The organism is Mesorhizobium sp. ORS 3428 (assembly GCF_001854785.1).
GTDB lineage: Bacteria > Pseudomonadota > Alphaproteobacteria > Rhizobiales > Rhizobiaceae > Mesorhizobium.
Window position 1 is genome coordinate 322500 of the sequence record NZ_MDFL01000001.1, and the last position, 19022, is coordinate 341521.

The 19022-nt window shown below is 66.9% G+C and carries 19 protein-coding genes, 1 tRNA gene and 1 pseudogene; 5 read left to right on the plus strand and 16 right to left on the minus strand.

Annotation, left to right across the window (positions count from 1 at the left end; genetic code table 11):
* Window positions 1-138 precede the first annotated feature (138 nt).
* Entirely contained in the window at window positions 139-696 is a 558-nt protein-coding gene (locus ORS3428_RS01440; RefSeq protein WP_071094007.1) for a BA14K family protein, read from the minus strand.
* A 166-nt stretch (window positions 697-862) separates the two neighbouring features.
* On the opposite strand from ORS3428_RS01440, the gene ORS3428_RS01445 reads away from it, so the two are divergent.
* Both ORS3428_RS01445 and ORS3428_RS01450 read left to right on the plus strand, forming a co-directional pair.
* Window positions 863-1975, plus strand: coding sequence for an endonuclease/exonuclease/phosphatase family protein (locus tag ORS3428_RS01445; RefSeq protein WP_071094008.1), 1113 nt, complete (start codon window positions 863-865; stop codon window positions 1973-1975).
* 4 nt (window positions 1976-1979) lie between these two features.
* A complete protein-coding gene (locus tag ORS3428_RS01450; protein ID WP_071094009.1) occupies window positions 1980-2699 on the plus strand; it encodes a hypothetical protein in 720 nt (239 codons plus the stop codon).
* Window positions 2700-2734: 35 nt separating this feature from the next.
* On the opposite strand, the gene ORS3428_RS01455 is transcribed toward ORS3428_RS01450, so the two are convergent.
* The 3 genes from ORS3428_RS01455 to ORS3428_RS01465 are packed head-to-tail and all read right to left on the minus strand — an operon-like array spanning window position 2735 to window position 5944.
* Window positions 2735-3952 carry an ABC transporter permease gene (locus ORS3428_RS01455; protein ID WP_071094010.1) on the minus strand — a complete coding sequence of 406 codons (1218 nt, stop codon included), beginning with the start codon at window positions 3950-3952 and terminating at the stop codon, window positions 2735-2737.
* On the minus strand, window positions 3949-4653 hold the full coding sequence (locus tag ORS3428_RS01460) for an ABC transporter ATP-binding protein (RefSeq protein ID WP_071094011.1): 705 nt from the start codon (window positions 4651-4653) through the stop codon (window positions 3949-3951). Before ORS3428_RS01460 ends, ORS3428_RS01455 begins: the two co-directional genes overlap by 4 nt.
* Before the next feature lie 4 nt (window positions 4654-4657).
* Entirely contained in the window at window positions 4658-5944 is a 1287-nt protein-coding gene (locus ORS3428_RS01465; RefSeq protein ID WP_071094012.1) for an efflux RND transporter periplasmic adaptor subunit, read from the minus strand.
* 134 nt (window positions 5945-6078) lie between these two features.
* On the opposite strand from ORS3428_RS01465, the gene ORS3428_RS01470 reads away from it, so the two are divergent.
* Together ORS3428_RS01470 and ORS3428_RS01475 are read left to right on the plus strand one after the other, a co-directional pair.
* The gene (locus tag ORS3428_RS01470; RefSeq protein ID WP_071094013.1) at window positions 6079-6981 is read left to right on the plus strand and encodes a PhzF family phenazine biosynthesis protein; all 903 of its coding nucleotides are present in this window, start codon (window positions 6079-6081) and stop codon (window positions 6979-6981) included.
* A 104-nt stretch (window positions 6982-7085) separates the two neighbouring features.
* Window positions 7086-7161 (plus strand) — tRNA-Lys (locus tag ORS3428_RS01475).
* Between the two features lie 124 nt (window positions 7162-7285).
* On the opposite strand, the gene cobT is transcribed toward ORS3428_RS01475, so the two are convergent.
* The 7 genes and pseudogenes from cobT to cbiE form a co-directional block, all read right to left on the minus strand.
* Complete coding sequence (gene cobT / locus ORS3428_RS01480; protein WP_071094014.1) at window positions 7286-8296, minus strand: nicotinate-nucleotide--dimethylbenzimidazole phosphoribosyltransferase; 1011 nt, start codon at window positions 8294-8296, stop codon at window positions 7286-7288.
* Window positions 8297-8320: 24 nt separating this feature from the next.
* Entirely contained in the window at window positions 8321-9091 is a 771-nt protein-coding gene (gene cobS, locus ORS3428_RS01485) for an adenosylcobinamide-GDP ribazoletransferase (RefSeq protein WP_071094015.1), read from the minus strand.
* Window positions 9088-10404, minus strand: coding sequence for a cobyrinate a,c-diamide synthase (locus ORS3428_RS01490; protein WP_071094016.1), 1317 nt, complete (start codon window positions 10402-10404; stop codon window positions 9088-9090). Before ORS3428_RS01490 ends, cobS begins: the two co-directional genes overlap by 4 nt.
* Entirely contained in the window at window positions 10401-11216 is an 816-nt protein-coding gene (gene cobA, locus ORS3428_RS01495) for a uroporphyrinogen-III C-methyltransferase (RefSeq protein ID WP_071094017.1), read from the minus strand. The genes ORS3428_RS01490 and cobA overlap by 4 nt, the downstream gene beginning before the upstream one ends.
* Complete coding sequence (gene cobM, locus ORS3428_RS01500; protein WP_071094018.1) at window positions 11213-11977, minus strand: precorrin-4 C(11)-methyltransferase; 765 nt, start codon at window positions 11975-11977, stop codon at window positions 11213-11215. The genes cobA and cobM overlap by 4 nt, the downstream gene beginning before the upstream one ends.
* Window positions 11974-12360 (minus strand): cobalamin biosynthesis protein, encoded by a 387-nt coding sequence (locus ORS3428_RS01505; protein ID WP_071094019.1) that lies wholly within the window; start codon window positions 12358-12360, stop codon window positions 11974-11976. Before ORS3428_RS01505 ends, cobM begins: the two co-directional genes overlap by 4 nt.
* Window positions 12357-13586 (minus strand): annotated as a pseudogene (gene cbiE / locus ORS3428_RS01510) (precorrin-6y C5,15-methyltransferase (decarboxylating) subunit CbiE). Before cbiE ends, ORS3428_RS01505 begins: the two are co-directional and overlap by 4 nt.
* 154 nt (window positions 13587-13740) lie before the next feature.
* Here cbiE and ORS3428_RS01515 point away from each other — a divergent pair.
* Entirely contained in the window at window positions 13741-14505 is a 765-nt protein-coding gene (locus tag ORS3428_RS01515; protein ID WP_071094020.1) for a cobalt-precorrin-6A reductase, read from the plus strand.
* Here the strand turns inward: ORS3428_RS01515 and ORS3428_RS01520 are convergent.
* The 5 genes from ORS3428_RS01520 to ORS3428_RS01540 all read right to left on the minus strand — a co-directional run.
* The gene (locus ORS3428_RS01520; RefSeq protein WP_071094021.1) at window positions 14469-15233 is read right to left on the minus strand and encodes a precorrin-3B C(17)-methyltransferase; all 765 of its coding nucleotides are present in this window, start codon (window positions 15231-15233) and stop codon (window positions 14469-14471) included. The two genes, ORS3428_RS01515 and ORS3428_RS01520, sit on opposite strands and share 37 nt — an antisense overlap.
* Window positions 15230-15979, minus strand: a complete 750-nt coding sequence (locus ORS3428_RS01525) for a precorrin-2 C(20)-methyltransferase (RefSeq protein WP_071094022.1) — start codon at window positions 15977-15979, stop codon at window positions 15230-15232. Before ORS3428_RS01525 ends, ORS3428_RS01520 begins: the two co-directional genes overlap by 4 nt.
* Window positions 15976-16608 carry a precorrin-8X methylmutase gene (locus tag ORS3428_RS01530; RefSeq protein ID WP_071094023.1) on the minus strand — a complete coding sequence of 211 codons (633 nt, stop codon included), beginning with the start codon at window positions 16606-16608 and terminating at the stop codon, window positions 15976-15978. Before ORS3428_RS01530 ends, ORS3428_RS01525 begins: the two co-directional genes overlap by 4 nt.
* 2 nt (window positions 16609-16610) lie before the next feature.
* Window positions 16611-18089 carry a precorrin-3B synthase gene (cobG, locus tag ORS3428_RS01535; RefSeq protein ID WP_071094024.1) on the minus strand — a complete coding sequence of 493 codons (1479 nt, stop codon included), beginning with the start codon at window positions 18087-18089 and terminating at the stop codon, window positions 16611-16613.
* A partial coding sequence (locus ORS3428_RS01540) for a cobaltochelatase subunit CobN (RefSeq protein WP_172833636.1) occupies window positions 18086-19022 on the minus strand: 937 nt, incomplete at its 5' end. The genes cobG and ORS3428_RS01540, both read right to left, overlap by 4 nt.

Below are 19022 nucleotides of genomic sequence, written 5' to 3' on the forward strand. Positions count from 1 at the left end.
GCGATCCGCGCTTCGGCCGTAATGCCAGCGCCTCGCGCGGTTGCAGGCGATAAACAGAGTTTACACCGGCCGCCTGGAAAGCTTCCGCATAGCAAGGCGGGCCGCTCTGCGGCCCGCTTCATTCGTCAACCCGCCGGCTCAGCCATAGGGCGAAATGCACTGCCGGCGCGGGCCGTAAATGGGCTGGAACGTGTTGTCCCAGGCGCGATAAGAACGGTAGCGGTCGTAGCACCAGCGCACATGGGCCTCGGAAAGCCGCTCCGTCCGGTAGATGCGCCGCGGCGCATAGTAGTAGCGCGGATAAGGAGCATAATAATACGGATTGTAGTAGTTGTAGGCCAAGGCGCCCAAACCCAGGCCGAGGCCCAGCCCAAGCAGGGCATCGCCACCGTCGAAATCGCCGCCGCAGCAGAAATGACGATGATGGTGGCGGAAGCGCCAATCGCCGTCCCAGTCACGTGAGAAATGACGGCCGCGCCATCTGAAGTCGCCGCGGCGCCAGCGCCAATCATACATCTGCCGGTCGTTGCCGCCGGCCCAGCTGTCGCGGACGGGAATGATCGTCGGTGCCGCCGTGCTGGTCACAGTCGAGAGATCGGGCGGTTGGATCGGGCCGGCGCTCGACGGCGTCGTCACCCCCGCCGCAAGACCCAGGGCCACCAGCCCGGATCCGAGGGAAGAAAAAAGCGGTTTCATTTGACTCTCCAAGGAGCAAGGCCCCGCGCCCAAAATACCCCCAGGAAGAGGCCCATTGATGAACTTTTTCATCTGAACGGAAGATGAACGGAAAGGTTCCGTCAACCATAGCAGGCAGACAACTGGCCCTTGTTTTCGCTTTCGCTTGCGGGCAAAGGTCTCGGCCATGTCGCTGCGCCTCGCTACCTTCAATGTCGAGAACCTGATGAACAGGTTCGATTTCTCCGGCTACCGCAATCAGCTCAACGAGGACCGCACGCTGGCGCTGTTCGACATCCGGAGCGAGGCTGAATACAGGCTGCTCGAACAGGCGCRCACCATCGCCCAGTCCGACGATWCCCGCCAGCTGACCGCGCTTGCCATCACCGCAACCCGCGCGGACATCATCTGCATGCAAGAGGTCGACAATATCGAGGCGCTGAAGGCCTTCGAATATGGCTATCTCTTCAAGATGATCGGGCAGGGCTACCGCCAGAAATACACAACCGCCGGTAACGACTCCCGCGGCATTGATGTCGCCGTGATGATGCGCAGCGAGACCGCGCAGGGCCAGCCGATCGAATTCGTGCGCATGACCAGCCATGCCTATGTCACGTTCGAGCAGTTCGACTTGTTCACGCCGGAACTGGCGGCGCTTGGGTATCTGGCCAATGAGCGCATCTTCCGGCGCGACTGCCTGGAGGTCGACGTGACGGTGGGCAGCGTGCCGCTGACGCTCTATCTGGTGCATTTCAAGTCGATGGGTTCGCCGCGCAACGGGCTCGATGGCCGCGAGGCGACGATGCCGGTGCGCATAGCCGAGGCACAAGCGGTGCGCCGCATCATCGAGGAGCGTTTCGGCAAGGACCATGCGGCCGGCAAGCGTTGGGCGATTTGCGGCGATATGAACGACTACCGGCAGCGCGTGAAGATCGAAGGCGACAGCTTCGACGGCTACCGCTTCGAGGTGCTCGACGAAGCCCAGTCTTCGATCAATGTTCTGACCGCCGGCGGCTTCTGCGAGAACGTCGTCGAGCGGCGGCCGGAGATGGATCGCTGGAGCTTCTACCATACGCGCGGGCCGGAGGAGCGGCACTTGTGCCAGCTCGACTACATCCTGCTGTCGAAGGCATTCGCCGCGAAGAATGCGACGGCCGTTCCCGAGATCATCCGCAGCGGCCAGCCGTGGCGCACGATCTTTCCGCCTGGGCAGGAGGTCGAGCGTTTTCCGCGCGCCGGCTGGGACAGGCCGAAGGCCTCCGACCACTGCCCGGTGGTGATCACCCTGGATATGGCTTGAGCCCGTGAGCTTCGACCTGCCCCGCAACGTCATTTTGCCGGTCGACGAGGTCGATGTGCGGCTCGACCCAAATCCTCATCCCTTCGAGCGCGACAACCAGACTGCGATCGGTGAAAACTGGCGGCGCGAGATGGAGGCGAAGCCGGCGCTGTACGACGGTACCGTGGTGCTGCTTTCGGCGCTCGCCTATCGCGACAGCCGGCTCGTCGGCCGCTGCCACGCGGTGAAGTATTCAACCTTCATGCTGTGGCGCAAAAACCGCGAGCGGAGCGGCGCCGAGCACGCCTATGCGCATGCCGTGCTAGTCGCCGGCGACAATGCGCTGGTGGCGATCCGCATGGGCTCGCACACGGTCAATGCCGGCCGCGTCTATTTCGCCGCCGGCTCGTTCGAGCCGATCGATTTCCGCGACGGTCTGGTCGATGTCGACTTCAACATGATCCGCGAAGTGGGCGAGGAGACTGGCATCGATCTGTCGGTTGCCTTGCGCGGACCGCGCTGCTACGCGCTGTCGACGTCAAGCGGCACGGTGATCTTCCGCCGCTACCGGGTTGCCGAATGCGCCGAGGAGATCGCACGGCGCATAAAAACCTTCGTTGCCGCCGAGACGGAGCCGGAAATCGAGGGGCCGGTGATCATCCGCAGCGCCGCCGATCTGCCGGACGGCTTGATGGGTCACATGAAGCCKCTGATCGAATGGCATTTCGCAAACGAGCCCGCCTGACGCGATCGAGGGCAGGCCGGCCTCGAAATGGACGTTTATTCGTGCCGCAGCGCGTCGATCGGGTCGAGCCTTGCGCCGCGCAGCGCCGGGAAGAAACCGAACACCATGCCGATCAGCGCCGAGAAGCCGACGGCGAGCAGGATGACCGCCGGGCTCGGCGCGAAAGGTATCGTCAACGTCGCCGCGGCAAGGCCGGCGAGCGCGAGCCCGATTAGGATGCCGATGATGCCGCCGAGCAGCGACAGCACCGTCGCCTCGACCAGGAACTGGACGAGGATGTGCTTCTCATGCGCGCCGATCGCCAGCCTGATGCCGATCTCGCGCGTGCGCTCGGTGACCGACACGAGCATGATGTTCATGATGCCGATGCCGCCGACAAGGAGGCTGACGCCGGCTACCGCGCCCAGCATGCCGGTCATGGTCGTGGTGGCGCTGGCCATCGCGTCGGCAATCTGGGTCATGTCGCGGATCGAGAAATCGGGATCACGGTCCGGCGTGATGCGGCGCGTGTCGCGCAGGATGTCCTCGACGCGCGGCTGCAGTTCGGCGGTCGGCGTGCGATCGTCGGCGGCGATGTAGATCGAATCGATATCGCGGTTGCCGGCGATGCGCCGCTGATAGGCGGCAAGCGGCATCAGCACGACATTGTCCTGATCCTGGCCGAAGCCGGTATAGCCCTTCGGCTCCAGGAGGCCGATGATCCTGCAGGAGGTGCGGTTGACGCGGATCGTCTCGCCCTCGGGATCGCCCGCGCCGAAGAATTGCTGGCGCACCGTCTCGCCGATCAGGCACACGCCGGCGCCGGCCCGGGTCTCGGAGTCACTGAACGGCCGACCGGACACAAGCTTCCAGTCGCGCGCCTCGAGATAGGCGCTGTCCGTGCCGGTCACACCCGACGTCAGGCTTTCCGTGCCGAAGATCACCCGCACCTGCTTTTGCGAAGCCGGCGAGATGGCGCGGGCGCCRCTGAGATGGGCGACAAGGGCAGCAAGATCCTTGGCGGCGAGCGGACGGGTAGCCTGTTCGATGCCGCCCGGTCCGCCGGGGCCGGCGGGGCGGCCCGAACGGACGACGAGCAGATTGCTGCCGAGCTTCGAGATATCGGCCTTGACCTTCTCGGTGGTGCCCGACCCGATGGTGAGCATGGCAATGACGGCGGCCACGCCGATGACGATGCCGAGCAGGGTCAGAAATGAGCGCAGCACGTTCCTGCGAATGGAAATCAGCGAAAGGCGGACGGTTTCCCAGATCATGCGGCCTCCGCATTGATGGTGTCGGAGGCGACGTGGCCGTCGAGGAAGCGCACCGTGCGCCCGGCATATCCCGCTACGTCGGCATCATGCGTGACCATGACGATGGTGAGGCCGAGCGCGGCGTTGAGCCGGGTCAGCAGCTCCATGATCTCATGCGTGCGCGCGGTGTCGAGATTTCCCGTGGGCTCGTCGGCGACGAGCAGCGTCGGCTTGGTGACGATAGCGCGCGCGATCGCAACGCGCTGCTGCTGGCCGCCCGAGAGCTCGGCCGGCGTGTGATGCTCGCGCCCGACAAGCCCGACCTGAGCCAGCGCCTGCATGGCGAGATCGCGGCGCTCGCGTGCGGAAACGTTGCGATAGATCAGCGGCAGCTCGACATTCTCGGCCGCCGTCGTGCGCGGCAACAGATTGTAGCCCTGGAAGACGAAGCCGACATAGAGGTTGCGCAGCAAAGCGCGGCGGTTGCGGTCGAGCCGGCCGGCGTCGACGCCCATGAAGCGGTAGGTCCCGGCCGTCGGCGTGTCGAGGCAGCCGATGATGTTCATCGCCGTCGACTTGCCCGACCCGGACGGCCCCATGATGGCGACGAACTCGCCGCGGCGGATCGCAAGATCGACGCCGGCAAGCGCGTTCACGCGCGCCTCGCCATCGCCATAGCTCTTCCAGACCTTGTCGAAGGTAATGAGCGGGGGAGCCGGCATGGTGTCAGCTTCGCTGCTGCGAGCCGGTGATGACCTCGGCACCTTCGTCGAGGCCCGACGTGATCTCGGTCAGTTCGCCGTCGGTCGAGCCGATCTTGACGTTGACCGGATGCGGCCGGCCGTTTTCCAGCACATAGAGCGTGCGCGAGCCGTCTGTCGGCGCCTTTGCCGCCTCACGCGGCGGGTTGGGGCGGCCCATGCGGCCGGTGAACAGGTCGCGCAGGCTCCAGCCGCGGGCCCTCTGTGCAGCCGGGCGGTAGCGGAAGGCGGTGGCCGGGACGGTGAGCACGCCCTTGGCCTGCCTGGTGACCACGGAAACGGTGGCGGTCATGCCGGGCCTCAGCAGAAGCTCGCTATTGTCCACTTCGAGCCGCGCATTGTAGGTGACGACGCCGTCGGTGGTGACCGAGGCGTAGGAGATGTCGCGAATCTCGGCATCGAAGGGACGGTCCGGGAAAGCGTCGACGGTAAAGCGCGCATGCTGGCCGGGCTTCACCTGGCCGATATCGGCCTCGTCGACCGCCGCCCGCAATTCCATGTTGCGCAAATCGGCGGCGATGACGAAGAGGACCGGCGCCTGCAGCGAGGAGGCGACCGTCTGCCCAGGATCGACCGAGCGCGTCAGCACGATGCCGTCGATCGGCGCGTAGATGGTGCTCTTGGCTACATCGGTCTTCTGCGCCTTGAGATCGGCCTGCGCGATGGCGAGATTGGCCTCCGCGCTGTCGAGCGCAGCCTCGGAGCGGTCGCGCGTCGCGGTCGCCGCTTCGAGCGACTGATCCGTCGCCATGCCGCGCTTGGTCAGTTCGCTCGCGCGGGCGAGCGCGTTCTCGTTCTCCTTGAGCGTGACCGTGGCGTCCTCGACCGCCGCCGCCGCTGCCTTGGCCGAGGCGGTTGCGCGCTCGATCTGGACTTCGAGCTTGGCGGTGTCGAGCGTCGCCAGCACATCGCCCTTCTTGACCTGCTGGTTCTCATTGACAGCGACGGAGCGGACGATGCCGGAAAGCTCGCTGGAGATGTCGACCTGGGTCAGCGGCTGCAGTGAGCCGGTCGCCGATACCTGGACAGTCAGGTCGGCGACGGTTGCGGGGGCGGTTGTGTATTCGATCCGCGGCGACGCGGCTGCATTCCATCGATAGACGCCGATGCCGGCCCCCACGACCGCCAGCGCCAGCAGCGCGTAGAGCCAGCCGCGCCGGCGCTTGCGGCTCAGGCCTTTGCGGTCGAGCCCCAGAGCTGTCTCGATGGAGGCGTCGGATTCTGCGTTTGGCGGATTGACAAGCTGATCCACCCCGGACCCCTATAGCGAAAATTGATGTCCCTGTCGGTGCACAAATCATGCCTTAAGGTTCGAATTTCAAATTAAATTTCCCTCATGTTGGGATTGAGGCGGAAATCCGGGGCGAGGCGGAAAGGTTCTTCTCCATGGCGCGCAATTACTTGCTTTACGATGTGTTTACGACCGAGCGGCTGGCCGGGAATCCGCTGGCCGTCGTTCTCGACAGCGAGGGGCTCGACACGGCCGCCATGCAGGCGATCGCGCGCGAATTCAACCTGTCCGAGACGGTTTTCGTGCTGCCGCCCGACAATGCCAAGCACCGCAACCGTATCCGCATCTTCACGCCCGACTATGAGATGCCGTTCGCCGGACATCCGACGGTCGGCTCGGCGATCGCGCTTGCCGAGCTGGYAGGCGAGGCGGCGGGCGTCTTCGTACTGGAGGAGAATATCGGCCCGGTACGCTGCGCGGTGAGCACGCATGACGGCGCCTTCTTCGCCGAGTTCGACCTGGCGAAACTGCCGGAACGGCTGGAACTCGCCGCCGACCCGGAAATGATCGGCGCGGCGCTTGGCCTAACCCCGCACGAGATCGGCTTCGAGAATCACCGCGTCTCCTTCTGGTCGGCCGGCGTGCCCTACGTCACGATTCCGGTATCGGGCCTTGAAGCGGCGGAAAAAATCAGGCTGGACAACCAGGCCTGGTCGGAATTGGCGCCGCGCAAGAGCGATTGGGCCTTCGCCAGTCCATATGTCTATTGCCGCGAGACGGTGCATCACGACAGCGCCTTCCATGTGCGCATGATCGTGCCCGGCAATCCCTCCTACGAGGACCCGGCGACCGGTTCGGCCGCGGCCGCCTTTGCCGGCGCCATCATGCATTTCGACGCCGCGACGGATGGAGTCTCGCAGCTCTGGATCGAGCAGGGGCTGGAAATGGGCCGACCGTCGCGCATCCGGCTCGAACTCAACGTAGACGGTGGAAAACTCGCCTCCGCGCGCATCGGCGGCAATGCGATCAAGGTCGCGGAAGGTAAGCTTCTGGTGTGATGGCTGCGGCAATTCAGCGATTTGTCGGGAAATGATCCGGCGGGGCTAGACATCATTGAAAGCGGCGGCTATATGCCCGCCGACGCTGGGTTTCCCGGCCGCGTGGGTGTGTAGCTCAGTTGGTAGAGCAGCTGACTCTTAATCAGCGGGTCCACAGTTCGATCCTGTGCACACCCACCAAAATTTCCCTTAGATTACATTCCCTTAGATTGGATTGGCTGCACGCCTAAGGCGACGCGGCTTGAGCGGCGGCGTTAGTCAGCGGGCCGCCGGTGAGCGGCAGCCCGCCATTTCGTTCGCCGTATTACTTCTCGGAAACGCCGGCCTCGGCGAAACTCGCCATCTTCGCGTGGCATTCGAGCGCCGAGCGGACGATGTTGACGGCAAGGCAGGCGCCGGAGCCTTCGCCGAGCCGCATGCCGAGATCGAGCAGCGGCGGCAGGCCGAGCGCCTCGAGCAGCCGGCGGTGGCCCGATTCGGCCGAGACATGGGCCGCGATCGTGTGGGCAAGCCCGGTCGGATGCAGCCTAGCCAGTGGCGCAACGGCCGCGGTGCAGACGAAGCCGTCGAGCAGCACCGGGACATTGTTGCGGCGCGCGGCGAGCGTGGCGCCGAAGATAGCGGCGAGCTCGCGTCCGCCAAGGGCTGCGGCGATCTTCAGCGGATCGGAGAGCGCATCGGCATGGCGCTTGAGGCCGGCCTCGATCGCCGTGATCTTGCGGATCAGCCCTGCGTCGTCGACGCCGGTACCGCGGCCGGTCCATTTTTCCGCGCCGCCGCCGAACAGGGCGGCCGAGATTGCGGCAGCCGGCGTGGTGTTGCCGATGCCCATCTCGCCGAAGCAGACGAGGTCGAGATCCTTGGTCACCGCGTCATAGCCGGCCGAGACGGCGGCGAGGAAGGCCTGTTCGTCCATTGCCGGCACCTGCGTGAAATCGCCGGTCGGGTGGTCGAGATCGAGCGGGATGACGTCGAGCCTGGCGCCGGCAATGCGGGCAAGCTGGTTGATGGCGGCGCCGCCGCCAGCGAAATTCGCCACCATCTGCACCGTGACTTCCGACGGGTAGGCCGAAACGCCCTGCGCGGTGACGCCGTGGTTGCCGGCAAAGACGAAGACCTTCACCGCGTCGAGCTTCGGCATCTCGCGGCCTTGCCAGCGCCCCAGCCAGGCAGCGATCGTTTCCAGGCGGCCAAGGCTGCCCTGCGGCTTGGTCAGCGTGTCCTGCCGGCGCGCGACCGCGCTGGCAGCGGTATCGCTGCCGGCGGGTAGATCGAGGCAGGCGGCACGAAGGTCTTCGAGCGATTTGAACGACATGGGGGCAATGTCTCCAATTGTGAGTCAGGGGGATAGGGAAACCGAGGCAACAAGCAGGACCGCGATCTCGCCGAGCTGCTGCAGCGCACCGATCGTGTCGCCGGTCTGGCCGCCGATCTGGCGCAGGCAAAGCGCGCGTAAGGCGGCAAACGAGAGGCCGAGCAGGATGAGCGCGACAATCGCGCCGCCAAGGCCGAGCGCCAGCAGCGACGCGGCACCGAGGGCTGCGCCGACAGCGGCGGTCTCGGCGCTGACCGTGCCTACAGTGGCGGAGAGGCCGTCGGAGCGAGCGGGCGGCAGAAAATGCATGAAGGCGCCGAACAGGCCACGCGAGGCGGCGTGCGCCGCAAGCAGGGCTAGGAATACATGGCTGGGGCCGGYCAGTGCGGACAGGGCGCTCCAGCGGATGAGCAGCGAGATGCCGAGTGCCGCGGCGCCATAGGCGCCGATGCGGCTGTCGCGCATGATCTCCAGCTTTCTCTCGCGCGTCCGGCCGCCGCCGAACCCATCCGCGATGTCAGAAAGCCCATCCTCATGCAGGCAGCCGGTGGCGAGCATCGTCGCCGCGAGAGCGAGCGCCGCGGCCGGACCGGTGGCTACGTCYAGCCCGGAAGCAATAGCGTAGGCGAGCGCGCCGATGATGGCGACGGCCAAACCGGCAAAGGGTGCCGCCCAGATCGCRTCGGCAAGACTGCGCCCGCCGAAATCGCTCGACGGCAACCTCAGCCGTGTGAAGAAGACGAGGCTGAGGCCRATATCGTCAAGCAACTGCCGGGGCGAGGAGGCGCCGGTCATTGGCTCCTCGCAATGGCATGGAAGAAGGTGCCGCTGACATGGCCGCGCCGGTAGCCCGAGGGGCCAAGCGGATTGCCCTGGCCGTCGGCAAGATCCGCCAGCGGCTCGTCATTGCCGGTGGCCGTCATCTGCGCATAGTGGAACTCGTGCCCGCGGATGAGCGTGCCTTCGCTTCCAAGCGGGCATGCGGCGCGCAATCGCGCCTCGCGATAGCCGAGGTTCATCTTGCGTTTGGCGAAGCTGGTCGAATGTCCGAGCAGGCCGAGCATGTTGTGGCTTTGGTCGTCGGCGTCCTCAAGCGTCTCGCCCAGCACCATGAAGCCACCGCACTCGCCATGAACGGGCTTGGTCGCGGCAAAACGAGCCATTCCAGCACGGAAGCTGGCAGCGGCCGCAAGCTTGCCGGCATGCAGTTCGGGATAGCCGCCGGGCAACCAGCAGACATCGCAGTCTTCGGCCGGCGCCTCGTCGGCGAGGGGCGAGAAGGGGACGATTTCGGCGCCGGCCTTGCGCCAATGCGCGGCGACATGCGGATAGAGGAAGGTGAAGGCGGCATCTTCGGCCAGCGCGATGCGCTGTCCGGGCGGCGGCAATGCATCGCCGAAGCCGCCTGCCGCCGGTTCCAGCGGCGTCGCCAGCGCCAGAACGGCGTCGACGTCGAGCGACTTCTCGACCATGTCGGCCAGCCGATCGAGATGCGCTATGAGGTTTTCGTATTCGCCGGCCTGGACGAGGCCGAGATGCCGCTCTGGCAAGTTGAGCGTGGGGTCGCGCATGACGGCGCCGACCACCGGCAGGCCGATCGCCTCGATGGCGTCGCCCGACAGCCGCTTGTGCCGCTCGCTGCCAAGGCGGTTGAGCACGACGCCGGCCATGCGCACATCCGGATCGTAAGTGGCAAAGCCCTTGGCGACGGCGGCGGCCGTGGTCGACTGGCCGGATACGTCGAGGACCAGAAGCACAGGCAGGCCGTAGAGCCGCGCGAGGTCCGCGGCCGAGCCCGACCGTCCTTCGGGTGCGGGAATGCCGTCGAACAGACCCATCGCGCTTTCGAGGATGACGTATTCGGCATCATCCGCCGCCTGCGCGGCCAGCGCGTTGAGCAGGGAAGGCGACATTGCCCAGCTGTCCAGATTGACGCCGGAGAGGCCAGTGGCGGCCGTGTGGAAGCCGGGATCGATATAGTCCGGTCCGGACTTCGCGCCGCGCACCTTCAGCCCGCGCCGGGCAAGCGCGCGCAGCAGCCCGATGGTGACGCTGGTTTTGCCCGAGCCGGAGCGCGGCGCCCCGATGATGATCGCGCGCGCCGTCATTTTCCGCCCGCCAGTGCCGCGCGCATGCTGACGATATCGCCGACGACGATCAGTGCCGGCGAGGCGAGTCCGGCGGCTGCGGCCTCCTCGGCGATCGTCGCCAGCGTTGCGACGACGATGCGCTCCTGCGGCGTGGTCGCCGCGACGATCACCGCTGCTGGGGTCGAGGGTGCGAGGCCGCCCGCGAGCAGCGCTGCCGCAATGACCGGCAGATTGGCCATGCCCATATAGACGACGACAGGCTGGCCGGTGCGGGCAATCGCGGCCCAGTCGATGTCGTCCTCTGTGCCGGCGGCGTGGCCGGTGGCGAGGATGACGGCCTTGTTGATGCCGCGCATGGTGGCGGGGATGCCGGTGGCTGCCAACGCGCTGAGGCCGGAAGTGAGGCCGGAGAGCACCCGGAACGGGATATTTTCGTTTGCCAAGGCCAGCGCTTCCTCGCCGCCGCGGCCGAAAATATAGGGGTCRCCGCCCTTCAGGCGCACGATGCGGCGGCCCTCGCGCGCAAGCCGCACGAGCAGGGCATTGATGTCGTCCTGCTTCATCGACGGTTGGCCGCCGCGCTTGCCTGCGTAGAAAAGCTCGGCGCCTTCAGCGACCGCGACGACATCGGGCGAAACCAGCGCGTCGTAGACAAGCGCATCGCATTGTCCGAGCGCCGCCAGCACCTCCAGCGTCAGACAGCCGGGATCGCCGGGACCGGCGCCGGCGAGCCAGACATGGCCGGGCTCGAGCGCGCGCGGCCTGAAGTTCAGCCGCGCCAGCGCCTGCTCCACCGTTGCCCGTCCGTTTCTATTGGCGCTGTCGTTCACAATCCGTCCCGTCCGCGAAAACGCCGCTGGTAGTGGGCGTCGTAAAGTGAGCTTTCGCCAAAATCCTGCGCGGCCAAGGCGCTGCCGACGAAGATGATCGCCGTGCGTTCCATCGGGTTTTCCGCGAGCATCGCCTCGATGGTGTCCAGCGTGCCGGTCAGGATCCGCTCGTCTGGCCAGGAGGCGCGGAAGACGACCGCGACCGGGCATTCGGCGCCGTAGAGCGGCGTCAAATCGGCCACGATGCGATCGATGGCGTGGATGGCGAGATGAATGGCAAGGGTGGCGCCGGTGCGGCCGAAGCCGGCAAGCGTCTCGCCCGGTGGCATCTTCGAGGCGCGGCCGGAGACGCGGGTCAGCACCAGGCTTTGCGCGAGCTCGGGAATGGTGAGCTCGCGCCGCAGCGCGGCCGCTGCCGCCGCGAAAGACGGCACGCCCGGCGTCAGCGTGTAGGGGATATCATGCTTTTCCAGCCGCCGGATCTGCTCGGCCACCGCGCTCCACACCGAAAGGTCGCCGGAATGCAGGCGCGCGACATCCTGGCCGGCCTTATGAGCGGCGACATATTCGGCCTCGATCTCGTCGAGCGACATCGGCGCGGTGTCGATCAGTTTGGTGCCCCGTGCGCAATGTTTGAGCAGCTCCGGTGCGACGATCGAGCCGGCATAGAGGCATACGGGACAGCTCGCCAGCAGCCGGCTGCCGCGCACGGTGATGAGGTCGGCGGCACCCGGGCCGGCGCCGATGAAATGGATGGTCATGGCGCGTCTCCGCTGATGGCGATGGCGCAAGTGACCGGGMCGAGCACAGTGCGCGGCCCGAGCAGTCTCGCACCTTTTCCGGCTGCTGCCAGAGCCGAGGCTTCCGAAAGCGACGGCGTGCCGGCATGCGCCTGCGAAACATCGGATCGGCTGATCGTGCCTGACGAGGCAGCTTGCAGCGCATCGTCTGTAACGACGATCACCGGGAGGTCGAGATCGCGCCCGGCAAGAAAGATCGCTTCTTCGTTGCGTTTCATTTCGCCGGTGGCCAGTGCCGAAAGCGCAGTCATCGCCAATCCATGCGCTTCGAGCGCGGTTTCGATCGCGGCGCGGACGGCGCGCGCCGTCACGCCCTTCCGGCTGCCGATGCCTGCGACCATCATGGCTTCACCCAGCTCCACTGCATGACGGGCATCGCCGGGCGCCAGGCCTGCATGGAACCCACTGGGGCGGCGCGGGAGAGGGCGATGCGAGCGAGGTCGCCGCCGCGCCTGGTGTGCTGGCCAAGCAGCAGCGCCTCCATCTCCAGTGTCACCGCGTTGGCGACCAGCCGGCCGCCGGAGCGCAATGCCTTGATCGCCTTGTCCAGCACACCGGCATCGCTGCCGCCGCCACCGATGAAGATTGCATCCGGCGTCTCCAGTTTTGAGAGCGCCCTAGGCGCCGAGCCTTCGACCACCACCAGGCCGGGCACGCCGCAATGCGCGGCGTTGCGGCGGATGCGCGCTGCGCGCTCCCTGTTGGCCTCGATAGCAATCGCGCGCATCGAAGGGTGCGCCAGCAGCCATTCGATGCCGATCGAGCCCGACCCGGCGCCGATATCCCACAGCAACTCGCCGCGCCGGGGCGCCAGCGCCGACAGTGTGACGGCGCGGATCTCGCGCTTGGTGATCTGGCCGTCATGCTCGAACAGATGGTCGGCAAGGCCGGTGGTCAAAGGCAGGATGCGCGCATCCGCTGTCTGCTCAATTTCGAGCGCCAGCACGTTGAGCGGATTGATTTCTTCGAGATCGAAGGCGTCAGCGCGAGCGGTGCGATGCCTTTCGTCGGGACCGCCGAGCGCCTCGAGGACCGTCAATCGCGAAGGGCCGAAGCCGAGCTCGTCGAGCAGTCCGGCGACGGCTGCCGGCGCGTCGCCGTCGGATGTCAGCGCCAGGATGCGCGCGCCAGGGTGGAGCAGGGGCCGGACCAGGTCGATCGAGTGGCCGTGCAGCGAGATGGTCTCGACATCCTGCAGCGCCCAGCCCAGGCGGGACGCAGCCAGCGAGAGCGACGAAGGCACCGGCAGGACGAGCATATGCTCCGGCTTCACCTTGCGCGCCAGAGTGACCCCGACGCCGTGGAAGAAGGGGTCGCCAGAAGCAAGCACGCAGACATTCCGGCCTTTCAGCGCCAGCACATCGCGCATCTCGGTGTCGAATGGCGTCGGTCATGGGCGGGGCTCGCCCTGGGCCAGGGATGCGACGAGCGCGAGATGCCGCTTGCCGCCGAAGACGAATTCCGCCTCGGCGATCCTGCGCTTGGCCTCGTCGCCGAGACCCGCTACACCCTCCTCGCCGATGCCGACAATGGTGAGCCATTTCCGCGTTGGCAGCTTGTTTTTTGACATGCCGCGCCGCCCCTCATCCGCCTGCCGGCACCTTCTCCCCGTATAGTGACGGGGAGAAGGGAGCTAGCTGCAACGCTGGCGACCCCCTCTCCCCGTCCTGACGGGGAGAGGGTAAGGGTAGGGGGCAGCGCAGCTGCTGCGCATCATGGTGCCTATGGCGAACATTCTGATCCTCGGCGGAACTACGGAGGCCCGGCAGTTGGCGGGGCGGCTTTCCCGTCGGGAGGATTTCTCGGTCACGCTGTCGCTCGCCGGCCGCACCGAAAGCCCTGTCGCGCAAGGGGTGCCGGTGCGCGTCGGCGGCTTCGGCGGCGCGGAGGGTTTGGYGGTTTATCTTGGCCAGGAACATGTCCGGCTGCTGATCGATGCCACGCATCCCTACGCGGCGCGCATTTCGGCCAATGCCGCTAAAGCGGCCAGGCAAACCGGCGTGCCGATCCTTGCGCTCCGGCGTCCCGGCTGGGAGCCTGTCGCGGGCGATCGCTGGACTCTGGTGGAGAGTGTCGCGGACGCGGCTGAGGCGCTTGGCGCGGCACCGCGCCGCGTGTTTCTCGCCATCGGCCGGCAGGAGGCCGGCGCCTTCGAGGCTGTGCCGCAGCATCGCTATCTGATCCGCAGCGTCGATCCGGTCGAGCCGAAGCTCGCAGTGCCCGATGCGCTCTACCTCTTGGCGCGCGGGCCGTTCCCGGAAGCGGACGAACGGGCGTTGCTCAAAAAGCACGGCATCGATGCCATTGTGTCGAAGAACAGTGGCGGCGAGGCGACCTACGGCAAGATCGCCGCCGCGCGGGCGCTCGGCATCGAAGTGATCATGGTCCGCCGGCCGCCTCTGCCGGACGTTCCCTCGGCCGAGACGGTCGATCAGCTGGCCGCCACGGTCGATCATTTTTTCGACCCCGAAGCCGAACGCGGCGTGTAGACCAGCACTGGCCGTTCGCCACGCTTAATGATGCGCGTTTCGGGCGAGCCGATGATGATGCAGGTGGCCATATCCGCCTTCGACGCATCGGCGTTCGCGAGCAGATACACCTCGATGCGTTCGTCGGGCCGGCCGGCGGCGCGGCCAAAGATCACCGGCGTGGTGCCGGGCAGGATCGCTTTCAGGCACTCGAAGGCACGGCCGAGCTGCCAGGGCCGCGCCTTGCTGATCGGGTTGTAGAGCGCGATGACGAAGCCGGCGCCCGCAGCCGCCAGCAGGCGCAGCTCGATCAGGTCCCACGGCTTCAGATTGTCGGAGAGCGATATGGCGCAGAAATCGTGCCCGAGCGGCGCGCCGATGCGGGCGGCAACCGCGAGCATGGCGGTAACGCCGGGAACAACGGCCAGATCGATGTCGCGCCATTCGGCCGGTCCCGCTTCGATCGCCTCACAGACGGCCGCCGCCATGGCGAAGACGCCGGGATCGCCGCCGGAGACGACGGCTACATTGTGGCCTTCGGCTGCCTTGGCCAGCGCTTCATTGGAGCGCGCAAGCTCCTCGCGATTGTCGGAGGCGATGCGGGTCTGGTCTGAACGTAGCTCAAGCCGGTCGAGATATGGCTTGTAGCCATAGAAGTAGGAAGCCTCCGCCACGGCGCGGGTTGCTTCCGGCGTGACCTGGTCGGCATTGCCGGGACCGAGACCGATGACGGTGAGGCGGCCGCTCATGCCTTGGCTCCCGGGCGGGCGGACCAGCCTGCGACCAGCACTATGGCGAAATAGGGCGCCTTGTCGTCCGGCTTTTCGGCGAGCCGCATCGAGACGCTGTCCGGCATCGTGCCGCGTTCGACATAGACCGCCTTTGCGAGCTTGCCGGCCGCTTCCAGTGCGCGGCGGATTTTCGGCAGGTTGCGGCCGACCTTCATGATGACGGCGGCATGGGTGTCGGCGAGGCGCCGCGTCAATTCGAACTCGCTCATCGTGCCCGGCAGCACGGTGAGCACGTCGTCGCCCTGGACGATCGGCAAGCCGGTGGCCGACCAGCAGCCGGACATGGCGGTGATGCCGGGAATGACCTCGGTCGGGAAGCGGTGCGCCAGCCGGACATGCAGGTGCATGTAGGAGCCGTAGAAGAGCGGATCGCCTTCCGACAGCACCGCAACCATCTTGCCGGCGCCGAGATGTTCGGCGACCTGTTCGGCAGACTGCTCATAGAAATCGGTGATCTGCGAACGGTAGTCGTCGTGATCCTTGTCGATCTCCGTCGTCACCGGGTAGAGCAGCGGCAGCTCGATCATGTCCGGGCGAAAGCGCGCCTCGACGATGGCGCGCGCATTGCTGTTATTGCCGCGCTTGGCGAAATAGGCGACGACATCGGCTTCGGCCAGCGCGCGCGCCGCCTTCAGCGTCAAAAGGTCCGGATCGCCGGGGCCCGTGCCGACGCCGACCAGGCGTCCCTTGATAAGAGCGTTCACAGGCCCGGCCTCGCCAATGCGTTGAGCGCGGCGGCCGTCATGGCGCTGCCGCCCAGCCTGCCGCGCACGACGGCATGGGGCACGCCGTAGGAGTTCTCCGCCAGCGCATCCTTGGATTCGGCTGCACCGACGAAGCCGACCGGCATGCCGATGATCGCGGCCGGCTTCGGCAAGCCGTCGCGCAGTTTTTCCAGAAGGTAGAAGAGCGCGGTCGGCGCATTGCCGATGGCAACAACCGATCCGGCCATGCGCTCGCCCCAGAGGTCGATCGCGGCGGCCGAGCGGGTGTTGCCGATCTCCTTGGCGATCWCGGCGGTGCGCGGATCGCGCAGCGTGCAGATCACTTCGTTGCCGGCCGGCAGTCGGGCGCGCGTGACGCCATGGGCGACCATCTCGGCGTCGCAGAAGATCGGCGCGCCGGCGGCAAGCGCGGTGCGCGCGGCCGTTACGAAACCGCCGGAGAAGACGAAATGGGCAGCGGCTTCGACCTGGCCGCAGGCGTGGATCATGCGGATCGCGACGTCGGCCTCGGCCTCGGAGAAGCGCGAGAGATCAGCCTCGGCGCGAATGATGGCGAAAGAGCGCTCGTAAATCGCCATCCCGTCATGGATATAGTCGTAGGCGGCCATTCTCAGTTCCGTCGATAGAGTTCAGCGATGCCGGCGGCGCCAAGCCTTGCGAGGCTGGCAGCGGCGGTTTCGCCGGCATGTCGTTGTTCACGGATCGCCGCCGCAATGCCGGCGACCCCGCGCGCGGCGTCATAGCCCGGCCTGTACGCGGCAGGAAGGGCCTTTGCCGTCCCGTCCACGACAAGTCCGGCTCCGTTTTCGTCGCCGACGATCGTGAGCGCCACCGGGCCCGGATGCGCGCAGCCCTTGGCGCAGCCGGAGATGTGGAGTGTGAGCGAGGCATCGAGCAGATCGGCGCTTTCGGTTGCGATCGTCTCAGCGAGGGAGYGCGTGGCGATACGGCCGGAGGCGCAGGCCGGCGTGCCCGGGCAAGCAGCGATGYGGGTGCGCGGGTCGGTAGGGGAGGTGACGAAGCCGAGGGTGGCGGCGGAAGCTTGGAGCAAAGTGCCGGCGGATGCGGTGAGGCCGAGGAGAAGCAGGGCGCGGCCTGGGGCGAGGCGGATTTCGGTGGCGCCAAGTTCGGAGGCTTGTCTGGCAATGTCGATGAGTTGCTCGGCCGGCATGCTGCCGAAGGGCAGGCCGATGCCGAGGGCTCGGCTAACTGTAAGATCGAACATGCCGATAGGGCTTCTTGTAGGTGGGCGTTCCTTCGCACCCCCCTCTGTCCTGCCGGACATCTCCCCCGCAAGGGGGGAGATTGGCAGCTTCGGCGCTGGCGTTCCACTCACGCCGTTGGAGATTGGCGAAGCCGGTGGCGACAGGTCAATCTCCCCCCTTGCGGGGGAGATGTCCGGCAGGACAGAGGGGGGTGGGACGGAGTGCCAGCTTGCGAGAGAATTGAGCTGCCTTTCGGTCAAATCCCGCGTGTGCGCCTCGCGGCCTTTCTCGGAGACCATCCTGAGCGCAGCCACAGCGATGTCACGCCCCGCATCCGCATCGACCATTGCAAGCGGCTTCGCACTTCGCGCGTCGCCGCCGACCGACATGCTCCAATACACGCCGGCGGCAGTCCGCCGCGCCTTCAGCCTCACATCGGCCGTCACCGCGTCCATCGCCAACTGCCCGCCGCCGTCGACAACCAGCGACACCTTCGGCCCCAGTCGCGGCGTCAGCCCGGCTGCTTCGATTGCCGCTCTGATCTGCTCGGCCACCGGGCGCGGGTCGGCAATCTCATGCGGATCGATGCCCGCCAGCGGGCCAATCTCCACCGGAACGCCCGTCCGCACCGAAATCCCCAGCGCATCCACCTCGGCCGCCATTAGCCGCGCGCTTTTCGGTGTCAGCCCCCGGATCTGCAGGCTGCCGCGGGCGGTCACCTCCACGATGCCGTTGCCGTGGCGCAGGGCGGATTCGCCGAGTCCGATCAGAACCTTGGGCGAAAGTCCTCCAGCAACCGGGTTGAGCCGCACCAGCAGTCCGTCGCCGGTCTGCATCGGCGCGCTGAGGGCAGGGCAGGCGCCGCGGCGCGAGAAGGCGTTCATGCCGCCACCCCGCTTGCCTGGGCCTCGGCGATCAAGGCCGCGAGATCGTCGTCGACAGAGTTGCGCAGCGGGTGCCAGAGGCCGCGCCGGCGCGCCGACAGGAAGCGCTCGGCGATCACCTTCGCCGCGGCCGGGTTCTCGCGCAGCAGGAAGGCGCGGACGTCGGCGTCGCCGAGATAGGCATCGTGCACCGCTTCGATCAGCGCGCCCGATATGGTATGCGTGGTCTCGGCGAAGCCGACGAGACGGTCGACCGTCTCGGCGAACTCCGAGGCGCCGCGCGGGCCGTGGCGCATCTGGCCGGCGATGAAGCGCGGATTGACCGCGCGGGCCCGTACCACTCTGGCGACCGCTTCGCCCACCGAGCGCGGCTTCGGCTTCTTCGGATCGGTAGTGTCGAGCACGATGACATCGGCATTGCGGCCAAGTGCTGCAAGCGCCGCCGAAAACCCGCCGATGAAGGCGACGTCGGCGGAACCTTCGAGGATGTCGCGGCCCGGGTCGTCGCCTGTGTGGACGAGAAGATCGGCTTCGGCGATGCGGCCCTCGAAGGCACCGGGAGCCGAGATCGCTTCGCCGTCGGCGCCGCCATAGGCGTGCGAGGTAGCGTCGAGATAGGCGCGGCCGACCTCCTCGCGTGCGCCCCATTCGCCGCGCGACAGCAGATCCTCGACGCCGGCGCCATAGGTGCCGGGCGAGGTGCCGAAAATGCGCGGGCCGACCTTGCCTGAGGCTCGGGTGGCAGCCGCAAGAGGATTTTCCGAATCGTCCTCGTCGCGGCCGGCGACCGCGTTGGCGGCGGCGTCGATGAGCGCGATCTGAGTGGGGAACATGTCGCGGAACAGGCCGGAGATGCGCCAGGTAACGTCGACGCGGGGCCGGCCGAGCGCGGCCGGCGGCAGTACTTCGATGCCGGTGACGCGGCCGGTCGCG

Coding starts and splice junctions, on each gene's coding strand:
- ORS3428_RS01440 (WP_071094007.1), bottom strand. CDS start 696: ATGAAACCGCTTTTTTCTTCCCTCGGATCCGGGCTGGTGGCCCTGGGT.
- ORS3428_RS01460 (WP_071094011.1), bottom strand. CDS start 4,653: ATGCCGGCTCCCCCGCTCATTACCTTCGACAAGGTCTGGAAGAGCTAT.
- cobT (WP_071094014.1), bottom strand. CDS start 8,296: ATGTCGTTCAAATCGCTCGAAGACCTTCGTGCCGCCTGCCTCGATCTA.
- ORS3428_RS01490 (WP_071094016.1), bottom strand. CDS start 10,404: ATGACGGCGCGCGCGATCATCATCGGGGCGCCGCGCTCCGGCTCGGGC.
- cobM (WP_071094018.1), bottom strand. CDS start 11,977: ATGACCATCCATTTCATCGGCGCCGGCCCGGGTGCCGCCGACCTCATC.
- ORS3428_RS01520 (WP_071094021.1), bottom strand. CDS start 15,233: ATGAGCGGCCGCCTCACCGTCATCGGTCTCGGTCCCGGCAATGCCGAC.